The 22,773-nt window shown below is 46.2% G+C and carries 19 protein-coding genes, 5 pseudogenes and 1 riboswitch; of the genes and pseudogenes, 14 read left to right on the top strand and 10 right to left on the bottom strand.

Going from position 1 to position 22,773, the window contains the following annotated elements:
- The first annotated feature begins 981 nt into the window (after window positions 1–981).
- Both KI350_RS18540 and KI350_RS18535 read left to right on the top strand, forming a co-directional pair.
- A complete protein-coding gene (locus KI350_RS18540) occupies window positions 982–2,703 on the top strand; it encodes a pyruvate oxidase (RefSeq protein WP_020450230.1) in 1,722 nt (573 codons plus the stop codon).
- 138 nt (window positions 2,704–2,841) lie between these two features.
- A pseudogene (locus KI350_RS18535) lies at window positions 2,842–3,447 on the top strand (lytic polysaccharide monooxygenase auxiliary activity family 9 protein); the annotation flags it as partial.
- Window positions 3,448–3,566: 119 nt separating this feature from the next.
- Here the strand turns inward: KI350_RS18535 and KI350_RS18530 are convergent.
- The 5 genes from KI350_RS18530 to aspA all read right to left on the bottom strand — a co-directional run bounded on the left by KI350_RS18530 (window position 3,567) and on the right by aspA (window position 7,734).
- Complete coding sequence (locus tag KI350_RS18530; protein WP_020450232.1) at window positions 3,567–3,818, bottom strand: hypothetical protein; 252 nt, start codon at window positions 3,816–3,818, stop codon at window positions 3,567–3,569.
- A 71-nt stretch (window positions 3,819–3,889) separates the two neighbouring features.
- The gene (locus KI350_RS18525; protein WP_020450233.1) at window positions 3,890–4,441 is read right to left on the bottom strand and encodes a GNAT family N-acetyltransferase; all 552 of its coding nucleotides are present in this window, start codon (window positions 4,439–4,441) and stop codon (window positions 3,890–3,892) included.
- Window positions 4,442–4,494: 53 nt separating this feature from the next.
- Entirely contained in the window at window positions 4,495–5,775 is a 1,281-nt protein-coding gene (locus KI350_RS18520; protein ID WP_020450234.1) for an Nramp family divalent metal transporter, read from the bottom strand.
- A gap of 182 nt (window positions 5,776–5,957) precedes the next feature.
- Window positions 5,958–6,218 carry a GlsB/YeaQ/YmgE family stress response membrane protein gene (locus tag KI350_RS18515; RefSeq protein ID WP_020450235.1) on the bottom strand — a complete coding sequence of 87 codons (261 nt, stop codon included), beginning with the start codon at window positions 6,216–6,218 and terminating at the stop codon, window positions 5,958–5,960.
- A gap of 94 nt (window positions 6,219–6,312) precedes the next feature.
- Entirely contained in the window at window positions 6,313–7,734 is a 1,422-nt protein-coding gene (aspA, locus tag KI350_RS18510) for an aspartate ammonia-lyase (RefSeq protein WP_020450236.1), read from the bottom strand.
- 306 nt (window positions 7,735–8,040) lie between these two features.
- On the opposite strand from aspA, the gene KI350_RS18505 reads away from it, so the two are divergent.
- Entirely contained in the window at window positions 8,041–9,255 is a 1,215-nt protein-coding gene (locus KI350_RS18505) for a macrolide family glycosyltransferase (protein WP_020450237.1), read from the top strand.
- Here the strand turns inward: KI350_RS18505 and KI350_RS18500 are convergent.
- Complete coding sequence (locus KI350_RS18500; RefSeq protein WP_020450238.1) at window positions 9,252–9,698, bottom strand: DUF2188 domain-containing protein; 447 nt, start codon at window positions 9,696–9,698, stop codon at window positions 9,252–9,254. The two genes, KI350_RS18505 and KI350_RS18500, sit on opposite strands and share 4 nt — an antisense overlap.
- A 118-nt stretch (window positions 9,699–9,816) precedes the next feature.
- On the opposite strand from KI350_RS18500, the gene KI350_RS18495 reads away from it, so the two are divergent.
- Both KI350_RS18495 and KI350_RS18490 read left to right on the top strand, forming a co-directional pair.
- The gene (locus KI350_RS18495) at window positions 9,817–10,638 is read left to right on the top strand and encodes an EcsC family protein (RefSeq protein WP_020450239.1); all 822 of its coding nucleotides are present in this window, start codon (window positions 9,817–9,819) and stop codon (window positions 10,636–10,638) included.
- Between the two features lie 197 nt (window positions 10,639–10,835).
- Window positions 10,836–11,302 (top strand): annotated as a pseudogene (locus KI350_RS18490) (endonuclease V).
- Between the two features lie 31 nt (window positions 11,303–11,333).
- Here the strand turns inward: KI350_RS18490 and KI350_RS18485 are convergent.
- On the bottom strand, window positions 11,334–12,200 hold the full coding sequence (locus KI350_RS18485; protein ID WP_065643254.1) for an AraC family transcriptional regulator: 867 nt from the start codon (window positions 12,198–12,200) through the stop codon (window positions 11,334–11,336).
- Window positions 12,201–12,357: 157 nt separating this feature from the next.
- Between KI350_RS18485 and KI350_RS18480 the strand changes: the two genes are divergently transcribed.
- Window positions 12,358–14,643, top strand: coding sequence for a beta-L-arabinofuranosidase domain-containing protein (locus KI350_RS18480; RefSeq protein WP_065643253.1), 2,286 nt, complete (start codon window positions 12,358–12,360; stop codon window positions 14,641–14,643).
- A 62-nt stretch (window positions 14,644–14,705) separates the two neighbouring features.
- On the opposite strand, the pseudogene KI350_RS23115 reads toward KI350_RS18480, so the two are convergent.
- The 3 genes and pseudogenes from KI350_RS23115 to KI350_RS18470 all read right to left on the bottom strand — a co-directional run.
- Window positions 14,706–14,768: pseudogene (locus KI350_RS23115) on the bottom strand (hypothetical protein); the annotation flags it as partial.
- A 1-nt stretch (window position 14,769) separates the two neighbouring features.
- Window positions 14,770–14,942 (bottom strand): annotated as a pseudogene (locus tag KI350_RS18475) (IS5/IS1182 family transposase); the annotation flags it as partial.
- A gap of 110 nt (window positions 14,943–15,052) precedes the next feature.
- Window positions 15,053–16,342 carry a Na+/H+ antiporter NhaC family protein gene (locus tag KI350_RS18470; protein ID WP_020450240.1) on the bottom strand — a complete coding sequence of 430 codons (1,290 nt, stop codon included), beginning with the start codon at window positions 16,340–16,342 and terminating at the stop codon, window positions 15,053–15,055.
- 128 nt (window positions 16,343–16,470) lie between these two features.
- Here KI350_RS18470 and KI350_RS23335 point away from each other — a divergent pair.
- The 8 genes and pseudogenes from KI350_RS23335 to KI350_RS18435 form a co-directional block, all read left to right on the top strand.
- Window positions 16,471–16,800, top strand: a pseudogene (locus KI350_RS23335) (cupin domain-containing protein); the annotation flags it as partial.
- A gap of 6 nt (window positions 16,801–16,806) precedes the next feature.
- Complete coding sequence (locus tag KI350_RS23330; protein ID WP_306420069.1) at window positions 16,807–17,160, top strand: YdbC family protein; 354 nt, start codon at window positions 16,807–16,809, stop codon at window positions 17,158–17,160.
- A gap of 101 nt (window positions 17,161–17,261) precedes the next feature.
- A complete protein-coding gene (gsiB, locus tag KI350_RS18460; protein WP_020450242.1) occupies window positions 17,262–17,702 on the top strand; it encodes a glucose starvation-inducible protein GsiB in 441 nt (146 codons plus the stop codon).
- Between the two features lie 227 nt (window positions 17,703–17,929).
- Window positions 17,930–18,970 (top strand): AI-2E family transporter, encoded by a 1,041-nt coding sequence (locus tag KI350_RS18455; protein ID WP_020450243.1) that lies wholly within the window; start codon window positions 17,930–17,932, stop codon window positions 18,968–18,970.
- A gap of 71 nt (window positions 18,971–19,041) precedes the next feature.
- Window positions 19,042–19,183, top strand: a riboswitch (cyclic di-AMP (ydaO/yuaA leader).
- Window positions 19,184–19,257: 74 nt separating this feature from the next.
- The gene (locus tag KI350_RS18450) at window positions 19,258–20,502 is read left to right on the top strand and encodes a dicarboxylate/amino acid:cation symporter (protein ID WP_041817420.1); all 1,245 of its coding nucleotides are present in this window, start codon (window positions 19,258–19,260) and stop codon (window positions 20,500–20,502) included.
- Window positions 20,503–20,571: 69 nt separating this feature from the next.
- Entirely contained in the window at window positions 20,572–21,498 is a 927-nt protein-coding gene (locus KI350_RS18445; RefSeq protein ID WP_020450245.1) for an ABC transporter ATP-binding protein, read from the top strand.
- Window positions 21,491–22,258, top strand: a complete 768-nt coding sequence (locus KI350_RS18440; RefSeq protein ID WP_020450246.1) for an ABC transporter permease — start codon at window positions 21,491–21,493, stop codon at window positions 22,256–22,258. The genes KI350_RS18445 and KI350_RS18440 overlap by 8 nt, the downstream gene beginning before the upstream one ends.
- 121 nt (window positions 22,259–22,379) lie before the next feature.
- Window positions 22,380–22,718, top strand: a complete 339-nt coding sequence (locus tag KI350_RS18435; protein WP_023857878.1) for a hypothetical protein — start codon at window positions 22,380–22,382, stop codon at window positions 22,716–22,718.
- The last annotated feature ends 55 nt before the right edge of the window (window positions 22,719–22,773 follow it).

Genomic DNA, 22,773 nt, shown 5'->3' with positions numbered 1-22,773 from the left:
TCTAAATTCTTTTGATAAAAGAGAGGGACTTTACCTTGACGATCCGCGTCTCTCCTTTTCACCCGAAACTTAGACTATGAAGTATACGGTTAATAAGATAAGAAGATTTGAGTGTTTCGACTATAGTTTCAGTGAAATTACCTTCAGATCGCAACAACCGAATCTCGAAGACAGATGGCTTCCACAGCACTTGAAACTGATAATCTGCAGCATTATGAATATCTAACGTGCCGAGGAGACTTAACAAGCGAATTGAAATTGTCGTGGTATCTGCATTAATAGAATAGACCAGCTTGTCCTTCTAAAATGGAGTAACCTTGATACAATGCCGCATGACAGGTGGATTCACATACGTACGAGCACTGCTGACCCAACAGATCAGGATGATTGGATAAACAATCCAGTATCAAATGCTAAAAATTTTATAAAAGCAGATTATAATAGTTGCCGCCACGACCACCCCTGTGTTTGACGAAGGATTTAACAATCTTAACTTTCATCGATGCTATGCAAATTCGGTTTATTTCTGTTAAATTATAACTCCGAACCTAAATTATAACAATTTAAATATTAAAAAAAGTTTCAACACTTGTGTGAATGAACTGCGCCGCAATTGCTATAACAGAGCTGCTAACGGATGAAGATCAAATGAAAAGGCATGAGTCCAATACAATTCCGGATTCATGCCAGTCCAACCGCTTCACGATATTTTATTGTCTAACTTTGCGGGGGCATATCAAAATGAGCAGCAGGCTTTTAGTAGATTTGATCATGTGTACATGGAGTGGTGCTTAGGACCAGATGCCGCCGGATTTTCCGGGTATGGCTTCAAGTTCAGCAGTGCGGTGGGGAGATCTTTATGCGAGATGAGCACGGCTGGGAACACAACCGCTGTCGTATTTTCCTTCCTTTCGTCAGCATGCCGGATCACGTTTCCCGGCAGCGAAAAAGTGGTATGGAAGAAACAAAGGAGGACGTGATATGGCAAACAAAACCGCAGGAAAAGTAGCTGCAGAACTGCTGAAGGAATGGAATATTGATCATGTTTACGGCATGCCGGGGGACAGCGTCAACGAATTTATCGATGAATTGCGGCATGAAGAAAACAGCCTCCGCTTCATTCAAGTGCGCCATGAAGAAACCGCTGCTCTCGCTGCCGCAGCTGATGCGAAGCTGACAGGCAAAATCGGCGTCTGCCTTTCGATAGCGGGCCCGGGTGCCGTTCATCTGCTGAACGGATTGTATGACGCGAAAGCTGACGGGGCGCCTGTGCTGGCGATTACAGGGCAGGTGTCTTCGAATGAAATCGGAAGAGATTACTTTCAGGAGATCGGTCTTGAACGAATGTTTGAGGATGTGGCTGTCTTTAATCAGCAGGTTCATTCGGCCGAAGCCCTGCCTGACCTTTTAAATCAGGCGATCCGTACCGCCTACAGCCAAAAAGGGGTCGCCGTACTGAGCGTATCCGATGATCTGTTTGCGGAAAAGATTAAGCGGAAGCCGGTTTATACGTCTGCGCTTTATATTGAAGGCGATCTTCAACCGAAGCAAAGCCAGCTGATGCAGTGTGCACAATTGATTAATCATGCGAAAAAGCCGGTGATTTTAGCCGGAAAGGGAATGAAATCGGCAAGAGATGAGCTGCTCGAGTTTGCCGATAAAGCGGCCGCACCGATCATCGTTACGCTCCCCGGGAAAGGAGTCGTACCCGATCGGCACCCGCACATGCTCGGGAATCTCGGACACATCGGTACAAAACCCGCATATGAAGCGATGGAGGAAAGCGATCTGTTGATCATGCTGGGGACTTCTTTTCCGTACCGCGATTATCTTCCGGAAGATGCGCCGGCTATTCAGCTTGATAACAACCCGGCGAAAATCGGCAAACGGTATCCTGTCACCGCCGGCCTTGTCTGCGATGCGAAAAAAGGGCTTATGGAACTGACGAAAACCATTGAACGGAAATCGAACCGCGCATTTTTGGAAAGCTGTATACAACATATGAGGAAGTGGCGTTATGAAATTGAAAAAGACGAACAGGTGGCGACAGAACCGCTCAAGCCTCAGCAGGTGATTGCAAGGCTTGAGGACGCAGTCGCCGATGATGCGGTCCTGTCTGTTGACGTCGGAAATGTGACGGTTTGGACGGCGCGCCATTTTAATATGACCAATCAGGATTTTCTGATTTCAAGCTGGCTTGGCACGATGGGATGCGGTCTTCCAGGCGCGATTTCCGCAAAGCTTTCCAATCCGGAGCGCCAAGCTGTAGCCGTGTGCGGAGACGGCGGCTTCAGCATGTCCATGCACGATTTTCCGACTGCTGTCAAATATGACCTGCCCATTGTTGTCGTGATTTTAAATAATCAGAACTTGGGAATGATTCAATATGAACAGCAGGAAAAAGGGCATGTTAATTATGCAACAGCGCTTGAAAACGTCGATTATGCCAAGTTTGCCGAGGCCTGCGGCGGGAAGGGCTTCAGCGTGACAAAGCACGAAGAGCTCATTCCGGCTTTGAAAAATGCCTTTCAATCACAAAAGCCGTCGATTATCGATGTGGCAATAGCAGATGAACCGCCGCTTCCGGGAAAAATATCTTATACACAAGCTGTCAACTACAGCAAATATATGATCAAAAAACTGGTTGAGAAAAAAGAGCTCGACTTGCCGCCGCTGAAAAAAAGTTTAAAAAGGATTTTTTAGTATGATGCCAAGGGAGATCGTCCCTTGGCTTTATCATGTTCAGATGTTAAAATTTGATGGATAGTATTGGAATATCCGCGTTTTTTCTTTTTGCATCAAAACCCGTCTCAACACGATAAAAAGAGAGGGGATTGAAACGTGGATTATTTTAAGAAAAGTACCTTCAGTACAGCTTTCATACTATCAGCCGGATTGCTGTTGATGTCAATCATTCCTCAGCACGCCTTCGCTCATGGTTTTGTCGAAAAACCAGGGAGCAGAGCGGCTCTGTGCAGTGAGGCTTACGGACTTCTCAATCTGAACTGCGGAAGCGTGATGTATGAGCCGCAAAGCCTGGAAGCGAAAAAAGGGTTTCCGCATGACGGCCCGGCAGACGGACAAATAGCATCCGCGGGCGGACTGTTCGGCGGGATTCTTGATCAGCAGTCGGAAAATCGCTGGTTTAAACATATCATGACCGGCGGGGAACACACCTTTACCTGGACATATACCGCCCCCCACAACACCAGCCAATGGCACTACTATATCACCAAAAAAGGCTGGGATCCTGACAAACCGCTAAAGCGTGCAGATTTCGAACGGATTGGAACCGTTCCGCATGATGGTTCCCCTGCATCCCGCCATTTATCTCACCAAATTTACATTCCAGAAGACCGCTCCGGGTATCATGTGATATTGGCCGTTTGGGATGTGGCTGATACTGAAAACGCTTTCTATCAGGTGATCGACGTTGATCTAGTGAACAAATAAAGCCCAGTAGTCTGAAAACCGATTTGTGAATCAGCGGGTTTTGGTGCAAACAGAGAAAATAAGTAATCAAAAACCCCGGCATGTTTTGGGAAAGCCGGGGTTTTTGGTATTCGTTATTTCTTTTTCTTCATGGCGGCAGCCATGAACGGCAGCAGGGTGCCGAACAGCATTGTGCCGCCGAAGAAATTCCCGAGGTAAGGCTGTCCGATCAGGTAACAGACGGCAAATACAGCCGCAGCAAGACCGATCATGATATAGCCTGGATAAAACCTTTTTTTAAAGCTTGTCCGCTGGGTCACCCGGAAAAATATCAGCCCGATGACGAGCGGGACAATCCATAGGTAAAACAGTATAAATACTTTCATAATCAAAACTCCATATTTTTTTATCTATCATACCAGATTGCAGTATAAAATGCGTGTGACAAATCCCGGACTCATTTGCTGCGGGCGAGGTATTCCTCCTTCAGGAGCCCGTATACGAAATGGTCGGCGAAGTGGTCGTGGAGCCACTCGCATTGCCTGAGGCAGCCTTCTTTCGTGAAGCCGAGCCTTTCCGGAATAGCCTGGCTTTTTACGTTTTGAACAGCGGCTCTAATTTCAATTCTGTTTAAATCGTATTCGCTGAAAAGCGTGTCGATCAGCGCCCGGCAGGCATCAGTCATCAGCCCTTTTCCTTGAAAAGGCTCCCCCAGCCAATAGCCGATCGAAGTCGTACGGTTGATCCAATTGATATAATGGAGTCCGATGATTCCGGCAAAATGGCCTTGATGCCATATTCCCGCTTGAAACCCGTTGTTCGCAGCGGCCTGTTTCATGCATTCTTCGATAAAAGCTTCGGTATCCTCCAGCTGCTTTGTGCCGTCCACCCAAAACAGCCATTTCCGCAACACATCTTTAGACTGCTGGATCTGCATATAAACTGCTTTGGCATCTTTTGGTTCGAGCATTTTTAAATAAAGATCATCACGCACCATTAATTTAAACATCCAGAATCCCCCTTTTCTTCAGTATAATATAAAAAAGCCGACCAAGGTCGGCTTTAACCAGAAAATGTATCGTAAATCAAGAAAATATTAAGGGCGACGATTAAGGCGGCGATCAGCCAGGAGACGGCTGTTATCCACTTCGCATTTTTCAGGCTCCCCATAATGCGTTTATTGCTCGTAAATAAGATAAGCGGGATAAGGGCAAAGGCGATCCCGAATGACAGGACGACCTGGCTCAAGACAAGAGCGGTTGTCGGATTTACCCCTGAAGCAATAATAGCGATAGGCGGCAACATCGTAATGAACCGTCTTAAATAAAGCGGAATCCTGAAATTAATGAAGCCCTGCATGATAATATCTCCTGAAAGCGTTCCGACAGACGAACTTGATAAACCGGCGATTAACAGGCCGACGCCGAACAGTACGGCGGAAAGCGGACTGACCATGCTGCTGAAGTGGCTGAAGGCCACATCAAGGTCTTCGACAAAAATGCCGTTCTTATAAAACAGTGCAGCGGCGACGATCAGCATGCTCGCATTGATTGCTCCGGCAATCAGCATGGCGATTAAAATGTCGATGAACTCAAACCGGAATATCTTCTTCTTTTCCGCTTCCGTTTTTCCGATCACTCTCCGCTGGGTGAGAGCGGAATGGAGATAGATGGCGTGCGGCATCACGGTCGCTCCCAAGATTCCCGCCGCCAGCAGGATGCTGTCTGCACCATCGAAGCGGGGAACAAACATGCCCTCCAAAACCGAACCGATATCAGGTTTTGCAAAAAAGGTTTGAAAGGCAAAAGCGATCACGACGATGAACAGCATTCCTGTTATCGCCGCTTCTAGCGGCCTGACGCCGCGCCTTTGCAGTTCCAAAATCGCGAAAGATCCGGCGGCTGCAATAATCGATGCTTCAAGCATCGGTATGCCGAACAGCAAGTAGAGACCGAGAGCAGCTCCGATAAATTCAGCCAAGTCGGTCGCGATCACGACAAGCTCTCCCTGAATCCACAAGCCGATGGAGACCGGTTTAGGGAATTCTTCCCTGGCGACTTCGGGCAGATTTTTACCCGTTGCAATTCCGAGCTTGGCAGACAGCGACTGAATCAGCAAAGCCATAATATTTGAAAAAAGAATCACCCATAAAAGCAAGTAGCCGTATTTCGAACCAGCCGCGATATTTGTGGCGAAATTGCCGGGATCAATATAAGCTATAGCCGCGATAAACGCCGGACCCAAAAAAGGGAGCAGCCTTTTGAAGCCTTTGCTTTTTCCGTCCAGTGCATCTTGAGCTTCTTTTGATATTTGCGAGTGTTTGGACAAATCGTGACTGACCATTTGATTCACCTAGATTCTCAGTTGTTTTTCCTTGTACATAAAAGTTTCCTTAGTGCAAAAATTATATCATCATCATATGCCCGCGACGATCAATTGTCAACCATAAGATGCTATAGTATATGCGCGAACGGTTTCGCCCAAACAAAAAACCAGCACCGCTTTCGGGCGATGCTGGCCGGATATTATGCCTGAGAACCCATTCTCCCGCGGAAGATTAGGTTTAAAATGAAGACGAGAATTGCGGCTCCGATTATTGCCGGAAAGATGGCGAATCCCGCAATATCAGGTCCCCACGTTCCAAGCAGCCCGTGGCCGATCCAGGCTCCGATAAAGCCGACAACCATGGAGCCGATAATACCTCCTGGTGCACCGTGGCCTCCGATTGCGCCTCCTATTAAACCGATGACAATGGCTACGATTAAAGAAACGAGAAATCCTAACATTGTCTTTCCACCTCTTTCAATTAATTTATATTACATGTTTAGCCCGTCTCGGGCGTCTATAAACGCTTGAAAGCATATTGAGAAAGACGGCTGGCTATTCCTCGAGAAGCGAAGCGCCTGCGATGCCCGGATGCGTCATTTCATACGGATCCAGAATGAGATCTAATTCTTCCTCTGTCAAAACATCATGGAGCAAACACAGCTCGCGCACTGACCGTCCTGTGGCGATCGCTTCTTTTGCAATTCGTGCGGCAGCTTCATAGCCGAGGTGCGGATTGACGGCCGTAATCGTTCCTACGCTTTTTTCGACGAATTCTTTCAGCCTGATCTCATTCGCTTCAATCCCGGTGATGCAGTAATCGGTAAATACGCGAAATCCGTTGTTCATGATTTTAATCGACTGCAGCAAATTAAAGACGAGTACGGGCTCCATCACGTTTAACTCAAGCTGCCCCGCCTCTGATGCAAGGCAGATGGTATGATCGTTGCCGATCACCTGAAATGCGATCTGGTTCATCAGTTCAGGCATCACCGGATTCACCTTGCCGGGCATGATGGAGGAGCCGGGCTGGCGGGGGGGCAGCCGGATCTCGGCAAGCCCTGCCCTCGGGCCTGACGCCATTAAACGCAAATCGTTGGCGATTTTGGACATGTTCATCATGCCGACTTTCAATGCAGCCGATACTTCTGTGTAGGCATCCGTGTTTTGTGTGGCATCGACAAGATGGTCAGCGCCTTTCAGCTGATAGCCGCTGATATCTGATAGGTGTTCGACAACGCTTTGAATATATCTCGGATCAGCGTTTAAACCTGTGCCGACTGCGGTTGCTCCCATATTGACTTCATAGAGATGATGCTGAGACTGCCTGATCCGCTGAATATCGCGTTCGATGACCCGGGAATAGGCTTCGAATTCCTGACCGAGCCTGATCGGAACGGCATCCTGAAGATGAGTGCGGCCCATTTTGATAACGGAATCGAACTCCTCCGCTTTTTGGCGGAAGGCATCCAGCATATGTTCCATCGTCGATATAAGCTGTCTTAAGTGATTCAATGTGGCCAGATGAATGGCTGTCGGAAACACATCATTCGTTGATTGGGCCATATTGACATGTGTGTTCGGGCTTAAATGGAAGTAATCACCTTTTTCTTTTCCTAAAAGCTCCAAACCTCTGTTTGCGATAACTTCATTTGTATTCATATTCATTGAAGTGCCGGCGCCCCCTTGAATGGGGTCGACAATAAAATGATCGTGCCAGAGCCCTTCCGCTATTTCGCCGGCCGCTTTTACAATGACTTCGCCGAGCTCTTTATATAAACGTTTAATATCCATATTGGCGAGAGCCGCCGCTTTTTTGACCATTGCCAAAGCTTTAATCAGCTCTTCATCAATCCGGTAGCCTGTAATCGGAAAGTTCTCCACGGCCCTCATGGTTTGTACGCCGTAATAGGCGTCAGCCGGAACTTCTTTTTCGCCTAGAAAATCCTTTTCGATCCTGGTTGCTTTCGTATCCATGGCAAAACCTCCGTAGGTTGTTTCTTATGATGTATTGTGCCTCGATCGGCCGTGTTTTAATTTGCTTTTAAAAAAAGGAAAATCGTCTTCTGATTGGGGCTGTCAAGTAATAAAGAGCCTGTTTTCTCTAATAATATACGCTCATTTGCATGGCAAAAAAATTTAAAGGAAAGATATGCAGAAACAGACAAATGGTTATATAGTTATGTTTATGTATTATTAACTTAATTAAATTTCTTTACTTCATTTGTCTTTTTGTAGTAAATTTCCTTATATAAATTTTCGTATGAGAAAGGAAGAGCTGTGATGGGACATGTACTGATGATCAATTTCCCGGGAGAGGGGCACATCAATCCCTCTCTTGGCGTCACAAAGGAGCTGCAAAGACGAGGAGAAAGCATCGTCTATTATGCAGTTGAGGAATACGCTGGAAAAATTAAAAAAACAGGGGCGGAAGTCCGTTTATACCCGGATTTCAGAGAGGCTTTATCACCCGGGAAAGAAAGAGAAAAGATGGACTTTGCCGAGTTGGTATACAATATGTCAGGTAAAGTCGATGAGATCGTTCAGCTCATCTGCCAGGAAGTCAGGGACGAGTCTTATGATTATGTGATATATGACCATCACTTTTTGGCGGGGAAAATCATTGCTGAAATGCTTGGGCTGCCGAGCGTTTCGTTATGTACGACATTTGCAATGGACGAGACGTTCGCAAAAACGTTTACCCTGCAAGGCGACCTTGAAAGCTCGCCGTATTTTGAAAAATTGAAGCAATCCCTTGGCGAATTAAGTGAGCGGTACCCCGTCAGTCTCGTCAAGCCGTTTGACGTATTCTCCTGTCCGGGGGACATTACGATTGTCTTTACCTCCAGGGAGTTTCAGCCTCATGCCGAGCGATTTGGAAATGACTATTTGTTTGTCGGGCCGTCGATTACGAGCAGACAGGATCCAGGCAGCTTCCCGTTCACTGAGCTGGAGGGGGAAACCGTCATCGTGATCTCGATGGGCACGATCTTTAATCAGCAAAAAGAGCTGTATCATATGTGTATCGAAGCGTTGAAAGACTTTGACGGCAAGGTGGTTATGGCTGTTGGGAAATCAACGGACCCCGCGGATCTCGGCACCATACCGGATCATTTTATCGTGAGGCCGTATATCCCGCAATTGGAGGTTTTGAAAAAAGCCGATGTATTTGTCACCCACGGCGGCATGAACAGTACAAATGAAGGCCTGTATTTTGATACGCCGCTCATCGTCATTCCGATGGGTGCTGACCAGTTTTTCGTCGCAGCTCAGGTGGAACGGACAGGGGCCGGGATCAAGCTTGATAAAAATGAACTTTCTCCGGCTGTTTTACAAAAAACGATTGAAGATATGCTTGAAAACCGCTCCTATAAAGACGGCGCCGCCAAAATCGGCCGCTCGCTCCGCGATGCCGGCGGCTATCAAAAAGCAGCTGATGCTGTATTGGAGTTGGCGGGGAAAAAAGTAAGACGCTCCAAAAACGGAGCGCCCCGTTAATTCATCCTGATCTTCCGCTCCACACTGCCGTCTTTTTTATGGACGATGACGGCAGTGCCTTTGTTTTCAGCGATTTCTTTCGCCCGTTCGACGGCTTCTGCTTTTGTATCCTTTACTTCGCTGGCCCGCTTGGCGTCTTCGGCTTTGACTGCCCAGCCTTTTTCGTGTTTAATGACATGCTCGCACTTTTCCGCAAGCTCCGGCCTGCTGCTCGAACCGCTGTCACCGCGTACCGTTTCATCAGCTTCCTCCGCATAGGATTTGAGTTCGCTTTTGCTCCTGTTATCCGCCCATTCCTTCGCCTGACTCGTCGCGATCGGAATCGCCCGGCTTTCGTCGTATCCTTCGTCTACCATTGCATTCGCAATTTCAATGGCTTTCTTTTTTACCGGTTTGTCCAAATGCTTCAATGAAGCGGGATAGTCTTCCATTGACCATGGCATTTGATCATTCCTCCTTTTACATAAAGGTTTACCCTCCGGCTGCCGATCAAAAAACACGGATTCATAAAGTGAATCATTGTATACTATAAAAAAATACGATTGAGAGGGCGAACCTTCTGTGCGCAACGATAAAACAGATTTGGAAAACGAACTGAAAAAAATTGAAAAATGGGAAAAAGAGCAGCAGAAAGCGTGGTTTTGGGAAAGGATCGGGCGGCTGCCGTTCAAGGTTCTGGACAAGCTTACACCGGCATTCATTCAAGATAAAATCGGTCTCTTGCTCGACGAAATCGGCGGCTTTATTCAAAACGGCGGCCAATATTTGACGTCCGAAAAACATCTGATCCGCCAGTTTCAAAAAAAGCTGCCGGATGAAACGATCGAAACGGTCGAAGATATTCAAAGGGCTCCTTTGGAAGTGATGGATCAAATGTGTGAAAACCTCGGAAAAAACAGGGCGAATACCGCGGCTGTCCAAGGAGCGACAACAGGTGTCGGCGGCTTGTTCACGCTTGCCGTCGATATTCCCGCAATCCTCGGCCTTTCATTGAAGACATTGCAGGACATCGCGGTGTCTTACGGCTACGATCCTAAAGAAAAAACGGAGCGGATGTTCATTATTAAATGCCTGCAGCTCAGCGCTGCTGATATTGTCGGGAAAAGAGCGATCATTCAGGAACTCAGCCGCTACCATCTACCATCAGGCTCCCGGGAAAATATGATTTCGCAAATTCAAGGCTGGCGGGAAGTTGTTTATACATACCGCGATTCTTTCGGATGGAAAAAGCTGTTTCAAATGGTGCCCGTCGCAGGCATCCTCTTTGGCGCAATCTCAAACCGTTCAATGGTGAACGGCGTTGCCGAAACAGGGATGATGATGTATAAAAAGCGGAGGATCATGGAAAGGCTTGCGGAGCTGGACGCCGCAGAAACAGAGTGATAAAAAGGCTGCCGTTATCAACGGCAGCCTTTAGGTATAGAAGGAAACCCAACCCCAGAATCCATCAACACCTGCGCAGGCGTCGACATCGCTTATGGGGAGCAGGACGGCGAACCGTACGGGGTGTGCAGTATTATCGTGATTGACGCTGATCCGAAAGAAGTCATTAAAAAAGTGCATAGCATGGGCAAATCAGCGTGCCGTATGTGGCCGGCTTCCTTGCGTTTCGTGAGCTGCCGCTGATCATTGAGACGGCAAAAAGCTGGAAACGGAGCCGGATGTGTTTTTGTTTGATGGCAACGGGTATCTGCATGACAACCATATGGGCGTCGCCACCCATGCGGCTTTTTTTCTCGGTAAGCTAACAATTGGGATTGCGAAAACTGAGCTCAAAATCAAAGGCTGTGATTTCGTGATGCCTGAAAATGAAGTCGGTGCATATACCGATATTATCATTGACGGCGAGGTAAATGGACGGGCACTGCGGACGCGGCGGGACGTGAAGCCTATCTTCTTGTCCTGCGGAAATCATATTGATTTAGAAAGCTGCTATCAGATCACGATGAGCCTGATCAATCAAGAAAACAGGCTGCCGATCCCTGTCCGCCTTGCTGACCTGGAAACACATATCTTGCGAACGTTCTATCAGAAAAGTCACGCGTAACACTTGCAGACCCGGAACTGCAAGTGTTTTTTTATTGATTTCTGTATATTTCGCTTATATATACAGACGGGGACACTCCAGTCACCCGTTTGAACACTCTGCTGAAGTAATAAGGATTAGAAAAGCCTAATGTGCTGCTGACTTCGGTTACGTTTAAGTTACTTGTTTTGAATAGATCAATTGCCTGTGCAATCAGCAGTTCATTTTTATAAGCTGTTATGCTTTTCCCGGTTTGCTTTTTAAAGAGGGAGGAAAGATAGGCATAATTCATTTCTAAAGCATCCTCAAAATCTCTGCTGACCAGCTTTGCATGCTTGTTACGATGCAGAAATTCAATGATTCTGCTGATGGTCCTTGAAGAGGGTGTGCCGGCCTGACTGTTTATCGCATTGCTATACAGATCAATGAAGAATTGATAGGTGAGAGAACACGCTTGGAGCGTCCTGAAAGCACTTGGTGATTCAAAGGCATGAATAATGCTGTTCAGCTGTTTTTCTGTGTACTCACGATGAGGGACAGAACCGGTTTTCGGAAAGGTTAATTGCGATGAATAGATGCTGTCGAGAAGGATTGGTGAATTGTGAAATGGAGAAAACTCCTCCTCCTCATTCAAGCAAGGTTCGGCATAAAAATGAATGTAGTACCATTCGGTACCGGGTGTATAAAAATCGCTTCCCCAATGCGGAGTATTGTTCTTAAGAAAAAGATATCTCCCCGCCTGAATGCGGTACTCGTTTTCGTTCTCAAATACATGGATCGCACCTTGTTTTACGTAAAAAAATACGCTGATTCTATCCATCGTCCTGTCAGGATGACGTAAAGTCCCTTCTGTATCCTTCATATGTCCGGCCTCACGGATCTTAGGGAGAAGATTGGCTTGGAGTTTTACTTCATACATGGCTTCACCATCTTTCGCTATTCTTATCTCCAGTGTAACGGTTCAATCCAAAAAAAGGATATGTTTTTGATAAATATTGAATTCACATCCCATATCATCATTTGGATAATGAAAGCATCACCATGCATGATGAGACGTGATAGGGGGAGATCAAAAAATGAAAGATGTAACATTATTAAAAGGCAAGTTTTATGATTCTCAGATGAAAGGGAAGGAATATTTGCTTTTTTTGGATGTAGACCGTCTTTTGGCTCCTTGTTATGAGGCTGTATCACAGACGCCTAAAAAACCACGCTACGGCGGGTGGGAGGCAAAAGAGATTGCCGGGCATTCGATCGGTCATTGGCTGTCCGCCGCATCAGCCATGTACCAGGCTTCCGGAGATGAAAAGCTGAAAAGGAAAACAGAGTACGCAGTGAATGAGCTGAGTCATATCCAACAATTTGATGAAGAGGGATATGTGAGCGGTTTCTCCAGGGCGTGTTTTGATGAAGTGTTCAGCGGTGATTTTCGGGTGGACCACTTTAGTTTGGGAGGCTCTTGGGTGCCGTGGTACAGCATCCATAAACTGTTTGCGGGATTAATAGATACGTATCGGCTAACCAGCAATCAGACGGCTTTACGAGTCGTCATCAAGCTGGCTGATTGGGCAAAAAAGGGACTGGATCGTCTGACGGACGAGCAATTTCAGCGTATGCTGATATGTGAACATGGCGGAATGAATGAGGCGATGGCCGATCTTTATATGTTGACGAAAAACAAAGCATATCTTGAACTTGCAGAACGTTTCTGTCATCGTGCCATTCTTCAGCCTCTGGCAGAGGGGAAGGATGAGCTTGAAGGAAAGCATGCCAATACCCAAATTCCAAAGGTGATCGGAGCCGCCAAGCTGTACGATATTACGGGCAAAGAAGCATATAGAAATACCGCCCTCTTCTTTTGGGAACAGGTTGTATATCAGCGTTCCTACGCAATTGGCGGCAACAGTATTGGAGAGCATTTCGGCGCGGAAGGCAGCGAGGAGTTAGGCGTGACGACCGCGGAAACGTGCAATACGTATAACATGCTGAAATTGACCGGGCATTTATTCCGGTGGTTTCACGAAGCGAGATTTACGGATTACTATGAAAATGCGCTTTATAATCACATACTTGCTTCCCAAGATCCCGATTCAGGCATGAAAACCTATTTTGTTTCCACACAGCCGGGGCATTTCAAGGTGTATTGTTCACCGGAAGATTCTTTTTGGTGCTGTACAGGAACCGGGATGGAAAACCCCGCGCGCTACACGCAGAATATTTACCATTTAAACCAAGACGATTTGTATGTGAATTTATTTATTCCTTCACAAATAAACGTACGCGAAAAACAAATGATCATCACACAGGAAACTTCTTTTCCAGCAGCGAATAAAACCAAACTGGTTGTGAAAAAAGCTGACGGCGTGCCTATGACACTCCATATTCGTATTCCTTATTGGACGAATGGCGGCCTTAAAGCTGTGGTTAATAGAAAACGAGTTCAATCGGTTGAGAAAAATGGGTACCTTGCTATTCACAAACATTGGAACACAGGAGATTGTATTGAGATTGATCTGCCGATGAAACTCCACATCTATCAAGCGAAGGATGATGCTAAAAAAAGCGTTCTGATGTATGGGCCGGTTGTTTTGGCAGGAGCACTAGGGAGAGAGAACTTCCCTGAAACAGATATACTTGCTGATCATCTCGCCCTTAATAACCACCCGTTAATTGATGTCCCTGTGTTGGTTGCGGATCAGGGACAGTTGGATCAGTGGGTGAAGTGTATAGACAAAACATCACTCGTATTTCAAACGAAACCGATTGGACAGCCGGGGAATGAAAAAATCACATTCATGCCGTTCTACAATGTGCATCATCAGCGGTATTCCGTTTACTGGTATGTGATGACTGAAAAGGAATATCTTGATTTTACAGATGAAGAAAAAGAAAAGCAGGAAATCATCAGACGCATAACCGTTGATGCCGTTCAGCCGAATGAACAACAGCAGGAGATAGAACATCACCTGAAAAAAGAAAACTCTTACTCCGGTTACGCAAATATCGTTCACAGAGGCTGGCGAGACAGCAGAGGAGATGGTTTTTTCAGTTATGAGATGAAAACAGAGCCGAGTCAACCCATGTATTTGCTGGTCACTTATTTTGGAAGTGATGATACCTTTCAATCGGAGGAACAAACATACGAAAGAAATTTTGAGATCATGATAGATGATCAACTACTGGCCAGACAGCAGCTAAAGGCAAATCACCCAGGAAGGCTTTTTGATGTATGTTATGACATTCCAGTTGCATATACGAAAGGAAAAGAGAGAGTAACTGTCACGTTCAAATCCAGTGAGGGAACAGCAGCCGGCGGAGTGTTTGGGGTAAGGATGATTAATGAAAAAATGGTTTTACATTGAATGCATATCGATATGAATTGCTTGTTCACTCAAAAACTTGCGACCCATGGATCGCAAGTTTTTTATTTGAATGTTTTTCGCGTCAAATCGATAAAAGCTTTTAAGGGCGCAGACATCCACTTGTCCTATCAGCGGATCAAGTGAGGGGCGGCTTTTGTTTTCACTGTCATAAGGTTTAACCTTTTCAATGATGAAAGAGAAGTCTAACCAATTTTTCGAAGCAGATGATCCTCTTCGACAAGTTGGTCGAGAAGAACAAATTCGGCTGCGTTTAGAGAAGAATTTTTTTTGTGGAACATGATAAAGACACTGTCCTTTTGAAGTCTTTCTTTTATTTTATTACAGGAGAATGGATATTTTAAGGAAAAATAAAGGCTGCCGTCTGATAACGGCAGCCTTTCTCATGGCGTTACGCTTTTTCCGTAAAGCGAGGCAGTCTGAAGATAATCGCGCATATGCCGCAGACGCCGATCAAAATCGGATAAAAAGAATAAGGAAGAATGCTGACAGGCGATATTTTCGCGATTTGTGCAGCAGATAGCATTTGCGCGCCGTAAGGAATCAATCCTTGAACAACACAGGAAAAGATATCGAGGATGCTCGCCGATTTCCGGTTGTCGATTCCGTACCGGTCGGATAAATCTTTAGCCAGCGGCCCCGCTGTAATGATGGCAATCGTATTGTTGGCCGTCGCCAGGTTTGCCGCGCTGACAAGGCCGGCAATGCCCGCTTCCGCTCCTTTTTTTGAACGGATTCTCCGCGATACAAATTGAAGGAGAAATGCGATCCCGCCGTTTCGCTTCATCATTTCAGCCATTCCGCCAATCAGAAGCGATAAAATGATCAGTTCGGACATCCCGCCGATGCCTTCGGTGATCGCCGTCAAATACGTATGAAGTGTCAGGCTTCCGTCGGAAATTCCGATCACTCCGGCCAACACGATGCCGCCGAAAATAACGGCCATAACATTAAACCCGAGAAGGGCGAATATCAGAACACCGAGATACGGCAGCACCTTCACCCAGCTGTAAGTCCCGGCTTGTGCGGCGGGATGCCCTCCGGCTGAAAACACCATCAGCAGGATGACTGTCGCAACCGCGGCAGGCAGAACGATCAGGAAATTCGTTTTAAACTTGTCCGACATTTTCGTCTTTTGTGTGCGGACAGCGGCAATGGTCGTATCGGAAATAAATGATAAGTTATCACCGAACATCGCGCCCCCCACAACCGCAGCAACCGAATAGGCCGCCGGAACGCCGATTTCGGCACTGATCCCTGCTGCAATCGGAGCGAGCGCAGCAATCGTTCCGGTTGACGTGCCCATCGACATAGAGATAAACGCAGCGATGATAAATAAACCGGCAACCATAAACTGCCCCGGTACAAACGAAAGCGCGAGATTAACGGTTGATTCGACAGCCCCCATCGCCTTTGCGGCTGATGAAAAGGCGCCGGCCAAAATAAAGATCATCACCATGATCATAATATCGGGGTGTCCGGCGCCTTTCGCAAACCACTCCGTCTTTTGGCTGAGCTTCTCCTTGCGGTTCATCGCCAGTGAGACAACCGATGCCGCGAGTGCCGCGGCCACGATTGGCAGGCTGTAAAAATCGCCTGTGATCAAGCCTGATCCAACGAATAAACAAACAAATAAAAACAGCGGCAAAAGCCCTGAAGCTTTTCCGTTTTGATTTTGCATGATGTACACCTCTTCTATAGGTTCATACCGTTTTTTCACCAATATCCAACACTTTAAAAGGCGAACGCTCAAAAGTCAAATGGTAAAATAAGTTCGGGAGAAAATCAAATAAAAGAGGAGTGAAGCTGATGGATCGCAAAACGAACCTTCTTGAATTGACAAAGGAAGTCACAGAAAAGCACGCCAATTTTTCCGTTGCGGAAGTGAACGACCATTGTATGCGAATTGCTGTTTTGGAGGGCGAATACGTATGGCATTTCCATCCCGGCTCAGATGAGCTGTTTATTGTTTTGGAAGGAGAGCTGTTGATCGATTTTCAGGACCGTCCTACAGAAGTTCTTAAAGCGAACGATTCCCTGCTGATTCCGAAAGGCGTCATTCACCGGACGCGCGCTCATGTAAGGTCGGTTAACCTTTGTATAGAAAAAACTAACGCGGAAACCGTCGCTTTCGCGGAAGGGAATGTGCTGAAGCTGATACGGTGCAAACCAGCCGGACAACAGCTTCAAGCATTCAGCGAGGCGCAGGCCAAATGGGCTCCGCTACAAAACGTCAGCGGATTTATCAGGCAGTGGGGCGGATGGGCGGAAACAGAAGACGGGCCGGAAGCCGTCGTCCTCGTGCTTTGGAAATCGAAGCGCGATTATTTGAACTTTATGGCGGAACATCATGATGCAATATATGAAAGAACAAATCAGAAAGGCACGTTCGAATCCATCAACATTACCCTGTTTGAAGAGCCTGCCGAGATATCTAATACGCTGCAGAACAATACGCCGGCTCCGGTACCGGAATGGACGGTAAAAGGCAGCGGATGATTGCATGATGCCCGGACTCTTTCGTGAATGTGCTATTTGTGTTTACTCTTTTTGATATGTGGAATGTAAAAACCATAACACTTCAAAAGGAGGAATCGAAAATGGCAAACAATAATGACAACAACAAAATGAGCAGGGAAGAAGCAGGCAGAAAAGGCGGAGAAAAAACAAGCCAAAACCATGATAAAGAATTCTACCAAGAGATCGGTCAAAAAGGCGGAGAAGCGACAAGCCAAAATCATGACAAAGAATTCTACCAGGAAATCGGCGAAAAAGGCGGGGAAGCCACAAGCCGAAATCATGACAAAGAATTCTACCAGGAAATCGGCGAAAAAGGCGGAGAAGCCACAAGCCGAAATCATGACAAAGAATTCTACCAGGAAATCGGTGAAAAGGGCGGAGAAGCCACAAGCAAAAACCATGACAAAGAATTCTACCAGGAGATCGGTCAAAAAGGCGGGGAAGCGACAAGCCGTAACCATGACAAGGAGTTCTATCAAGAAAACGGTGAAAAAGGCGGACGCCAAAGAAGAAGCGGTTAATGAGCGGTGAAGAGAGGGGCTGAACATCAGCCCCTCTCTTTTTATGGAAGATGCTACCGCTACCGCTGCCGCGCGAGCGCCCATATTAAAATATTATTAATTATTGATCTTCTGAAGAGATTTCCGGTCTGTTTTGTTATATAATTTACAGATGATGCATCAAATTGTAATTATAAAAGTTTGACTGCTAAAAGTTAAGGACTAAAGTACTGGTGGGAGTGTACCGAATGGCAGCGTTGATTAAATTTTTTCAGCACCCTGGGGTCAGGCGTTTTTCAGTTTTTGTTGTATTGGCGGGAGTTTTATATCTGTTCCGCAGCATGATGAATCTCATATTGCTCACATTTATCTTTACGTTTTTGATGAACCGTCTGGAAAATGTGATCCGCGGTTTTTTAAACCGCTTTATTAAAGTCAGCCAGAGACTGATTATTTCCTGTTTGTATGCGGCTCTTGCCATCGCGCTTTCGATCGGCGGTGTGGTCTATTACCCCGTGATCGTCACCCAGATTCAGCAGCTGATCAAACAAGGAAAGTATATCGCTTCTCACCCTGACAGCATTCCTTTTCTCGATATGATCACCGGTATGTTCGGCGATATCAATTTGACATCCTATTTGGAAAAAGGTCTTAACTTTATCTATACATATATCACGGATATTAGCGCGTTTGGCCTGCAGGTGGTTATGTCATTGGTTCTCAGCATGTTCTTATTGATCGAAAAAGACAAGGTCTTGAGCTTAATGGATAAATTTAAGACGAGCAAAATAGCTATTTTCTACGAGGAAATTGCTTACTTTGGTAAAAAATTCACGAGAACGTTCGGAAAGGTGCTGGAGGCTCAGTTTATTATCGCCTCCATCAATTGTGCATTGACGACCATTGCCCTCGCGATTATGGGTTTTCCTCAGCTATTCGGCCTTGCCGTCATGGTGTTTTTCCTCGGGCTGGTTCCGGTCGCAGGCGTTGTGCTTTCCCTTATTCCGTTAAGCATTATCGCCTACAGCATCGGCGGAATCGCTTATATCGTATCACTAGTACTGGTCATCATGATCGTCCATGCGATAGAGGCCTATTTCCTCAATCCGAAATTGATGTCCGCCAAGACGGAGCTGCCGATTTTCTTCACGTTTATCGTGCTGATTTTTTCTGAACATTTCATAGGGATTTGGGGTTTAATTATCGGTATTCCGATATTTGTTTTCCTGCTTGATATCCTTGATGTCACAAGTCAAGAGAAAAACCGAACAGCAGGCACCCGAAAATAGCATATATTTGTAAATCAGAAAATTTGGTTTACATATTTCGAATTTTCAGGTATAACTGTTATATAACGAAATAGCGCCACACGTTTAATCCTTTAGTAGGAGTGGGGGACCCGATCATTTGGGGTGAATTTTTCTGTTCCCGTGCGAACTGAAAGACGGACATCTCTTCGTCCGAACCCGTCAGCTAACCTCATCAACGTGAAGAGAGTCATGTGGAACCAATTTTAATGGTAAAAGCCCATGGGAGATCTCTCATGGGCTTTTTTTGGAAAGGGGAGATATGTTATATGAAGTTAGCAACAAAAATTATTATCGCTCTATTACTCGGTGCAGTCGTCGGTATTATACTGAACGTCACTTCGCCGGATTTATTTAGCAAGCTTAATACATTTTTATTCGGGCCGCTCGGCACGATCTTCCTCAACTTAATTAAAATGCTCGTTGTACCGATTGTTTTCTTTTCTCTGACTTTAGGGGTGGCAGGACTTGGAGATCCAAAGAAACTGGGCAGAATCGGTGCCAAAACGATTTCTTTCTTTTTAGTAACAACTGCAATTGCCATTATTATCGGACTTGTTTTAGCGTTGGTCATCAAACCGGGTACCATCGGAACATATGATACAAGCGCTGCGGAATATTCAGCACAGAAAGCGCCAAGCATTGCCGAAACGCTTTTGAACATCATTCCGACAAACCCGGTTCAGGCAATGGCTGAAGGAAATATGCTGCAAATCATTGCTTTCTCCATTTTGGTCGGTCTCGGAATTACGATGCTCGGCAAAAAAGCGGACGCTCTTCTCAAAGTGGTTGAACAGGGTAATGATCTAATGATGTATCTCGTCAATCTCGTCATGAAGTTCGCACCGTACGGTACGTTCGGCTTGATTGCCGGGGCAATCGGAAGCCAAGGCTGGGACGCCATTAAAGCAATGGGGCTTTATATGATCGTCGTCATTCTGGCGCTGTTCATCCACACCATCGTCACATACGGCGCAGCGATTGCGTTTCTGGCAAAGCGGAACCCGCTCACATTCTTTAAAGATTTTTCAGAGGTTATGCTTGTTGCCTTCAGTACGTCAAGCAGCAACGCGACGCTTCCGGTTTCGATGGATGTCGCTCAAAGAAAGCTGAAAGTGCCAGAGCCGATCTCAAGCTTTGTTCAGCCGCTTGGAGCTACGATCAACATGGATGGCACGGCGATTATGCAAGGGGTAGCGACGATCTTTATCGCTCAGGTGTACGGCAATGACCTGTCACTCACACAGCTGTTGATGGTTGTTCTCACCGCAGTGCTTGCCAGCATTGGAACAGCGGGTGTTCCGGGTGTCGGGCTGATTATGCTCGCCATGGTTCTTCAAACAGTTGGCCTTCCAGTTGAAGGAATTGCGCTAATATTGGGAATTGACCGACTTCTGGACATGATTCGGACGGCTGTCAATACAACAGGCGATGCAGCATGCGCAGTCATCGTCACCGAAACGGAAAAGAAACACGGCAAAATTGAAGCCCCTCACAGTGAAGTGTCCGTGTAACTCAAAAATGATATAATCAAACAGTGCCTTTTCGGCACTGTTTATTTTTTGGGGAAAGAGGAGGGGGCTATGACAAAGCAGCCTGTTTTACATATAGAAAATGTTGATAAAATCATAGACGGCAAAACGATATTGAAGGATATCCGCTTAACGGCGGATGAAGGGGAGATCATCGGCCTGCTTGGTCCGAACGGATCAGGAAAAACGACCCTCATTAAATTGATCACCGGGTTAATTAAAATGAAGAGCGGATCAATTGTCATAAACGGCTTTCCGATTGACAGCCAATTTGAAAAAGCGATCCGGTCCGTCGGAGCCATCGTTGAAAATCCTGAATTTTATCCGTATCTGACAGGCTATGAAAATCTGAAACACTACGCAAATATGCACGCTGGAATCGGTCGGGATAGACTGGCGGAAGTGATCAGCAGGGTCGGGCTAGAAGATGCCGCAGAAGACAAGGTCAAAACATACTCGCTCGGGATGAAACAGCGCCTCGGTATTGCCCAGGCGATTCTTCACCGGCCGAAGCTGCTGATTTTGGATGAGCCGACGAACGGATTGGACCCGGCGGGAATGAAAGATTTCCGCGAACACTTGCGTGAGCTTGCCGAAGAAGAAGGAACGGCGATCCTGTTTGCGACTCACTTGCTGAAGGAAGTGGAAGATTTGTGCGATCGGGTCGTCATCCTTCAACAAGGAAAAATCAAATCAACCGTCGACCTCAATGATGCAGATGAAAAGCAGGAAAAGGCGATGCTGGAGGTACAGCCCCATGACAAAGCGCTTCAGTGGCTGAAAGACCAGGGATACGAAGTTCACGCCGAAAAAGGCCTGCTTACCGTAAAGGTGGCGAAAGCGCAAATTCCCGCTTTAAATCAACAGCTTGTCGCCAATCATATTGACGTCTATTCGATTGCTCCGTTTAAGCAGTCTCTTGAGGATGAATATATGGCGCGTACGAATGGAACGGAAGAGAGGTATGCTGATGTTTAAACTGATTCAAAACGAGCATGTTAAATTGCTGAAGCGGAAAGTAACATTTGTATCGCTGGCGCTGATCGCAGTCTTTCAATTTCTCCTCGCGCTCATAACGAAAAGAATCCTGATGAGCGCCGGGACAGAGGATCATTTTATCGGCTATTTTTCATTCACCCCAAACCTGAATATCCTCTTGCAGGGGCTTTCGATTGTGGTGGCGGCTTCAATTATATCCTTTGAATATGATAAAAAGACGATCAAATTTTTGCTGATCCGCCCTGTCAGAAGAGAAAAAATTCTTGTTTCAAAATACGTGACGAGCGTGCTCGCAAGCATTTGGCTTTTTATCATTTACTACGGATTTTCTTTATTATTCGGTCTGCTCTTTTTCGGCGTGAAGCTCGACGAAAAAGCGGAGCCGCTTTTTATCAATACGGTGACAATGATCGGTACGCAGTGGTTTGAAGTATGGATGATGGTTTCCTTTGCGTTTTTATGCTCTGCATTGTTTAAAAGCAGCGCGCTCAGCATTATGGTGTCGATTGTCGTGCTGTACGGCGCCAAAATGCTTGTGACGATTATGTCGTATTTGGAAAAACCGCTCGGTAAATTTTTATTGTTCGCCAATACCGATTTAACGCAATACGCCGGAGAGGCCAAGCCGCTTTTTACCGGGATGACGCCTTTGTTTTCACTCGTCATCGTCTTTCTCCATCTCGTGTTTTTTCTCGGAGCGGCGTGGTGGGCCTTTTGTAAACGCGATATGAAAGTATAAAAAAATTTGTCTAAAGTGTGACAAAAGGAATGACACTTTTGTGAAATATGTCGTAATTACCGTGTGAATCTCCTATTCTAAATTATAATTTTAGGATAAGGGAATGGGGGATGAGACATCCATGAAAAAATTTATTACGGCATTGCCGATTGTATTGCTGTTGTCATTTTCATTTGTTTCTTTTGCCTTTAATTTCGATCATCTCGTCTATTTTAGACTTGCGCTCGGGCTCTTTTCGCTCGCAGGTTTGTTTCTGTTATATAAATTGAAAAACGGCGTCCGCTTCTTTATGGCGTATCTTTATGGAAGCTGGGTCGTGCTGGCCGGAATCGCCGCATATGAAGAACCGCTTTTTTCCGATTTCTTCTTCGGCGGCCTCACGATCACGATGGGCTACTTAACCTACATGCTGATTTATCTCGGTATGAAGGTTGACCGTCGCGGCGGTCAAGCCGTTTAGTCAAAAGCGCACCTCGCTGAAGGTGCGCTTTTTTGTTTTGCCAAGGCTATCATTT

Source organism: Bacillus sp. J41TS8 (genome assembly GCF_018333035.1).
In the GTDB taxonomy this organism is placed as follows: domain Bacteria; phylum Bacillota; class Bacilli; order Bacillales; family Bacillaceae; genus Bacillus; species Bacillus paralicheniformis.
The sequence above is the reverse complement of the archived record's forward strand: the minus strand, read 5'-3'. Positions and strand labels throughout refer to the sequence as shown.

What these genes read in the sequence shown, in the direction of transcription:
- KI350_RS18540 (WP_020450230.1), top strand. Translation starts at nt 982, where the DNA reads ATGGCAAACAAAACCGCAGGAAAAGTAGCTGCAGAACTGCTGAAGGAA.
- KI350_RS18530 (WP_020450232.1), bottom strand. Translation starts at nt 3,818, where the DNA reads ATGAAAGTATTTATACTGTTTTACCTATGGATTGTCCCGCTCGTCATC.
- KI350_RS18525 (WP_020450233.1), bottom strand. Translation starts at nt 4,441, where the DNA reads ATGTTTAAATTAATGGTGCGTGATGATCTTTATTTAAAAATGCTCGAA.
- KI350_RS18520 (WP_020450234.1), bottom strand. Translation starts at nt 5,775, where the DNA reads ATGGTCAGTCACGATTTGTCCAAACACTCGCAAATATCAAAAGAAGCT.
- KI350_RS18515 (WP_020450235.1), bottom strand. Translation starts at nt 6,218, where the DNA reads ATGTTAGGATTTCTCGTTTCTTTAATCGTAGCCATTGTCATCGGTTTA.
- aspA (WP_020450236.1), bottom strand. Translation starts at nt 7,734, where the DNA reads ATGGATACGAAAGCAACCAGGATCGAAAAGGATTTTCTAGGCGAAAAA.
- KI350_RS18505 (WP_020450237.1), top strand. Translation starts at nt 8,041, where the DNA reads ATGGGACATGTACTGATGATCAATTTCCCGGGAGAGGGGCACATCAAT.
- KI350_RS18500 (WP_020450238.1), bottom strand. Translation starts at nt 9,698, where the DNA reads ATGCCATGGTCAATGGAAGACTATCCCGCTTCATTGAAGCATTTGGAC.
- KI350_RS18485 (WP_065643254.1), bottom strand. Translation starts at nt 12,200, where the DNA reads ATGTATGAAGTAAAACTCCAAGCCAATCTTCTCCCTAAGATCCGTGAG.
- KI350_RS18480 (WP_065643253.1), top strand. Translation starts at nt 12,358, where the DNA reads ATGAAAGATGTAACATTATTAAAAGGCAAGTTTTATGATTCTCAGATG.
- KI350_RS18470 (WP_020450240.1), bottom strand. Translation starts at nt 16,342, where the DNA reads ATGCAAAATCAAAACGGAAAAGCTTCAGGGCTTTTGCCGCTGTTTTTA.
- gsiB (WP_020450242.1), top strand. Translation starts at nt 17,262, where the DNA reads ATGGCAAACAATAATGACAACAACAAAATGAGCAGGGAAGAAGCAGGC.
- KI350_RS18455 (WP_020450243.1), top strand. Translation starts at nt 17,930, where the DNA reads ATGGCAGCGTTGATTAAATTTTTTCAGCACCCTGGGGTCAGGCGTTTT.
- KI350_RS18450 (WP_041817420.1), top strand. Translation starts at nt 19,258, where the DNA reads ATGAAGTTAGCAACAAAAATTATTATCGCTCTATTACTCGGTGCAGTC.
- KI350_RS18445 (WP_020450245.1), top strand. Translation starts at nt 20,572, where the DNA reads ATGACAAAGCAGCCTGTTTTACATATAGAAAATGTTGATAAAATCATA.
- KI350_RS18440 (WP_020450246.1), top strand. Translation starts at nt 21,491, where the DNA reads ATGTTTAAACTGATTCAAAACGAGCATGTTAAATTGCTGAAGCGGAAA.
- KI350_RS18435 (WP_023857878.1), top strand. Translation starts at nt 22,380, where the DNA reads ATGAAAAAATTTATTACGGCATTGCCGATTGTATTGCTGTTGTCATTT.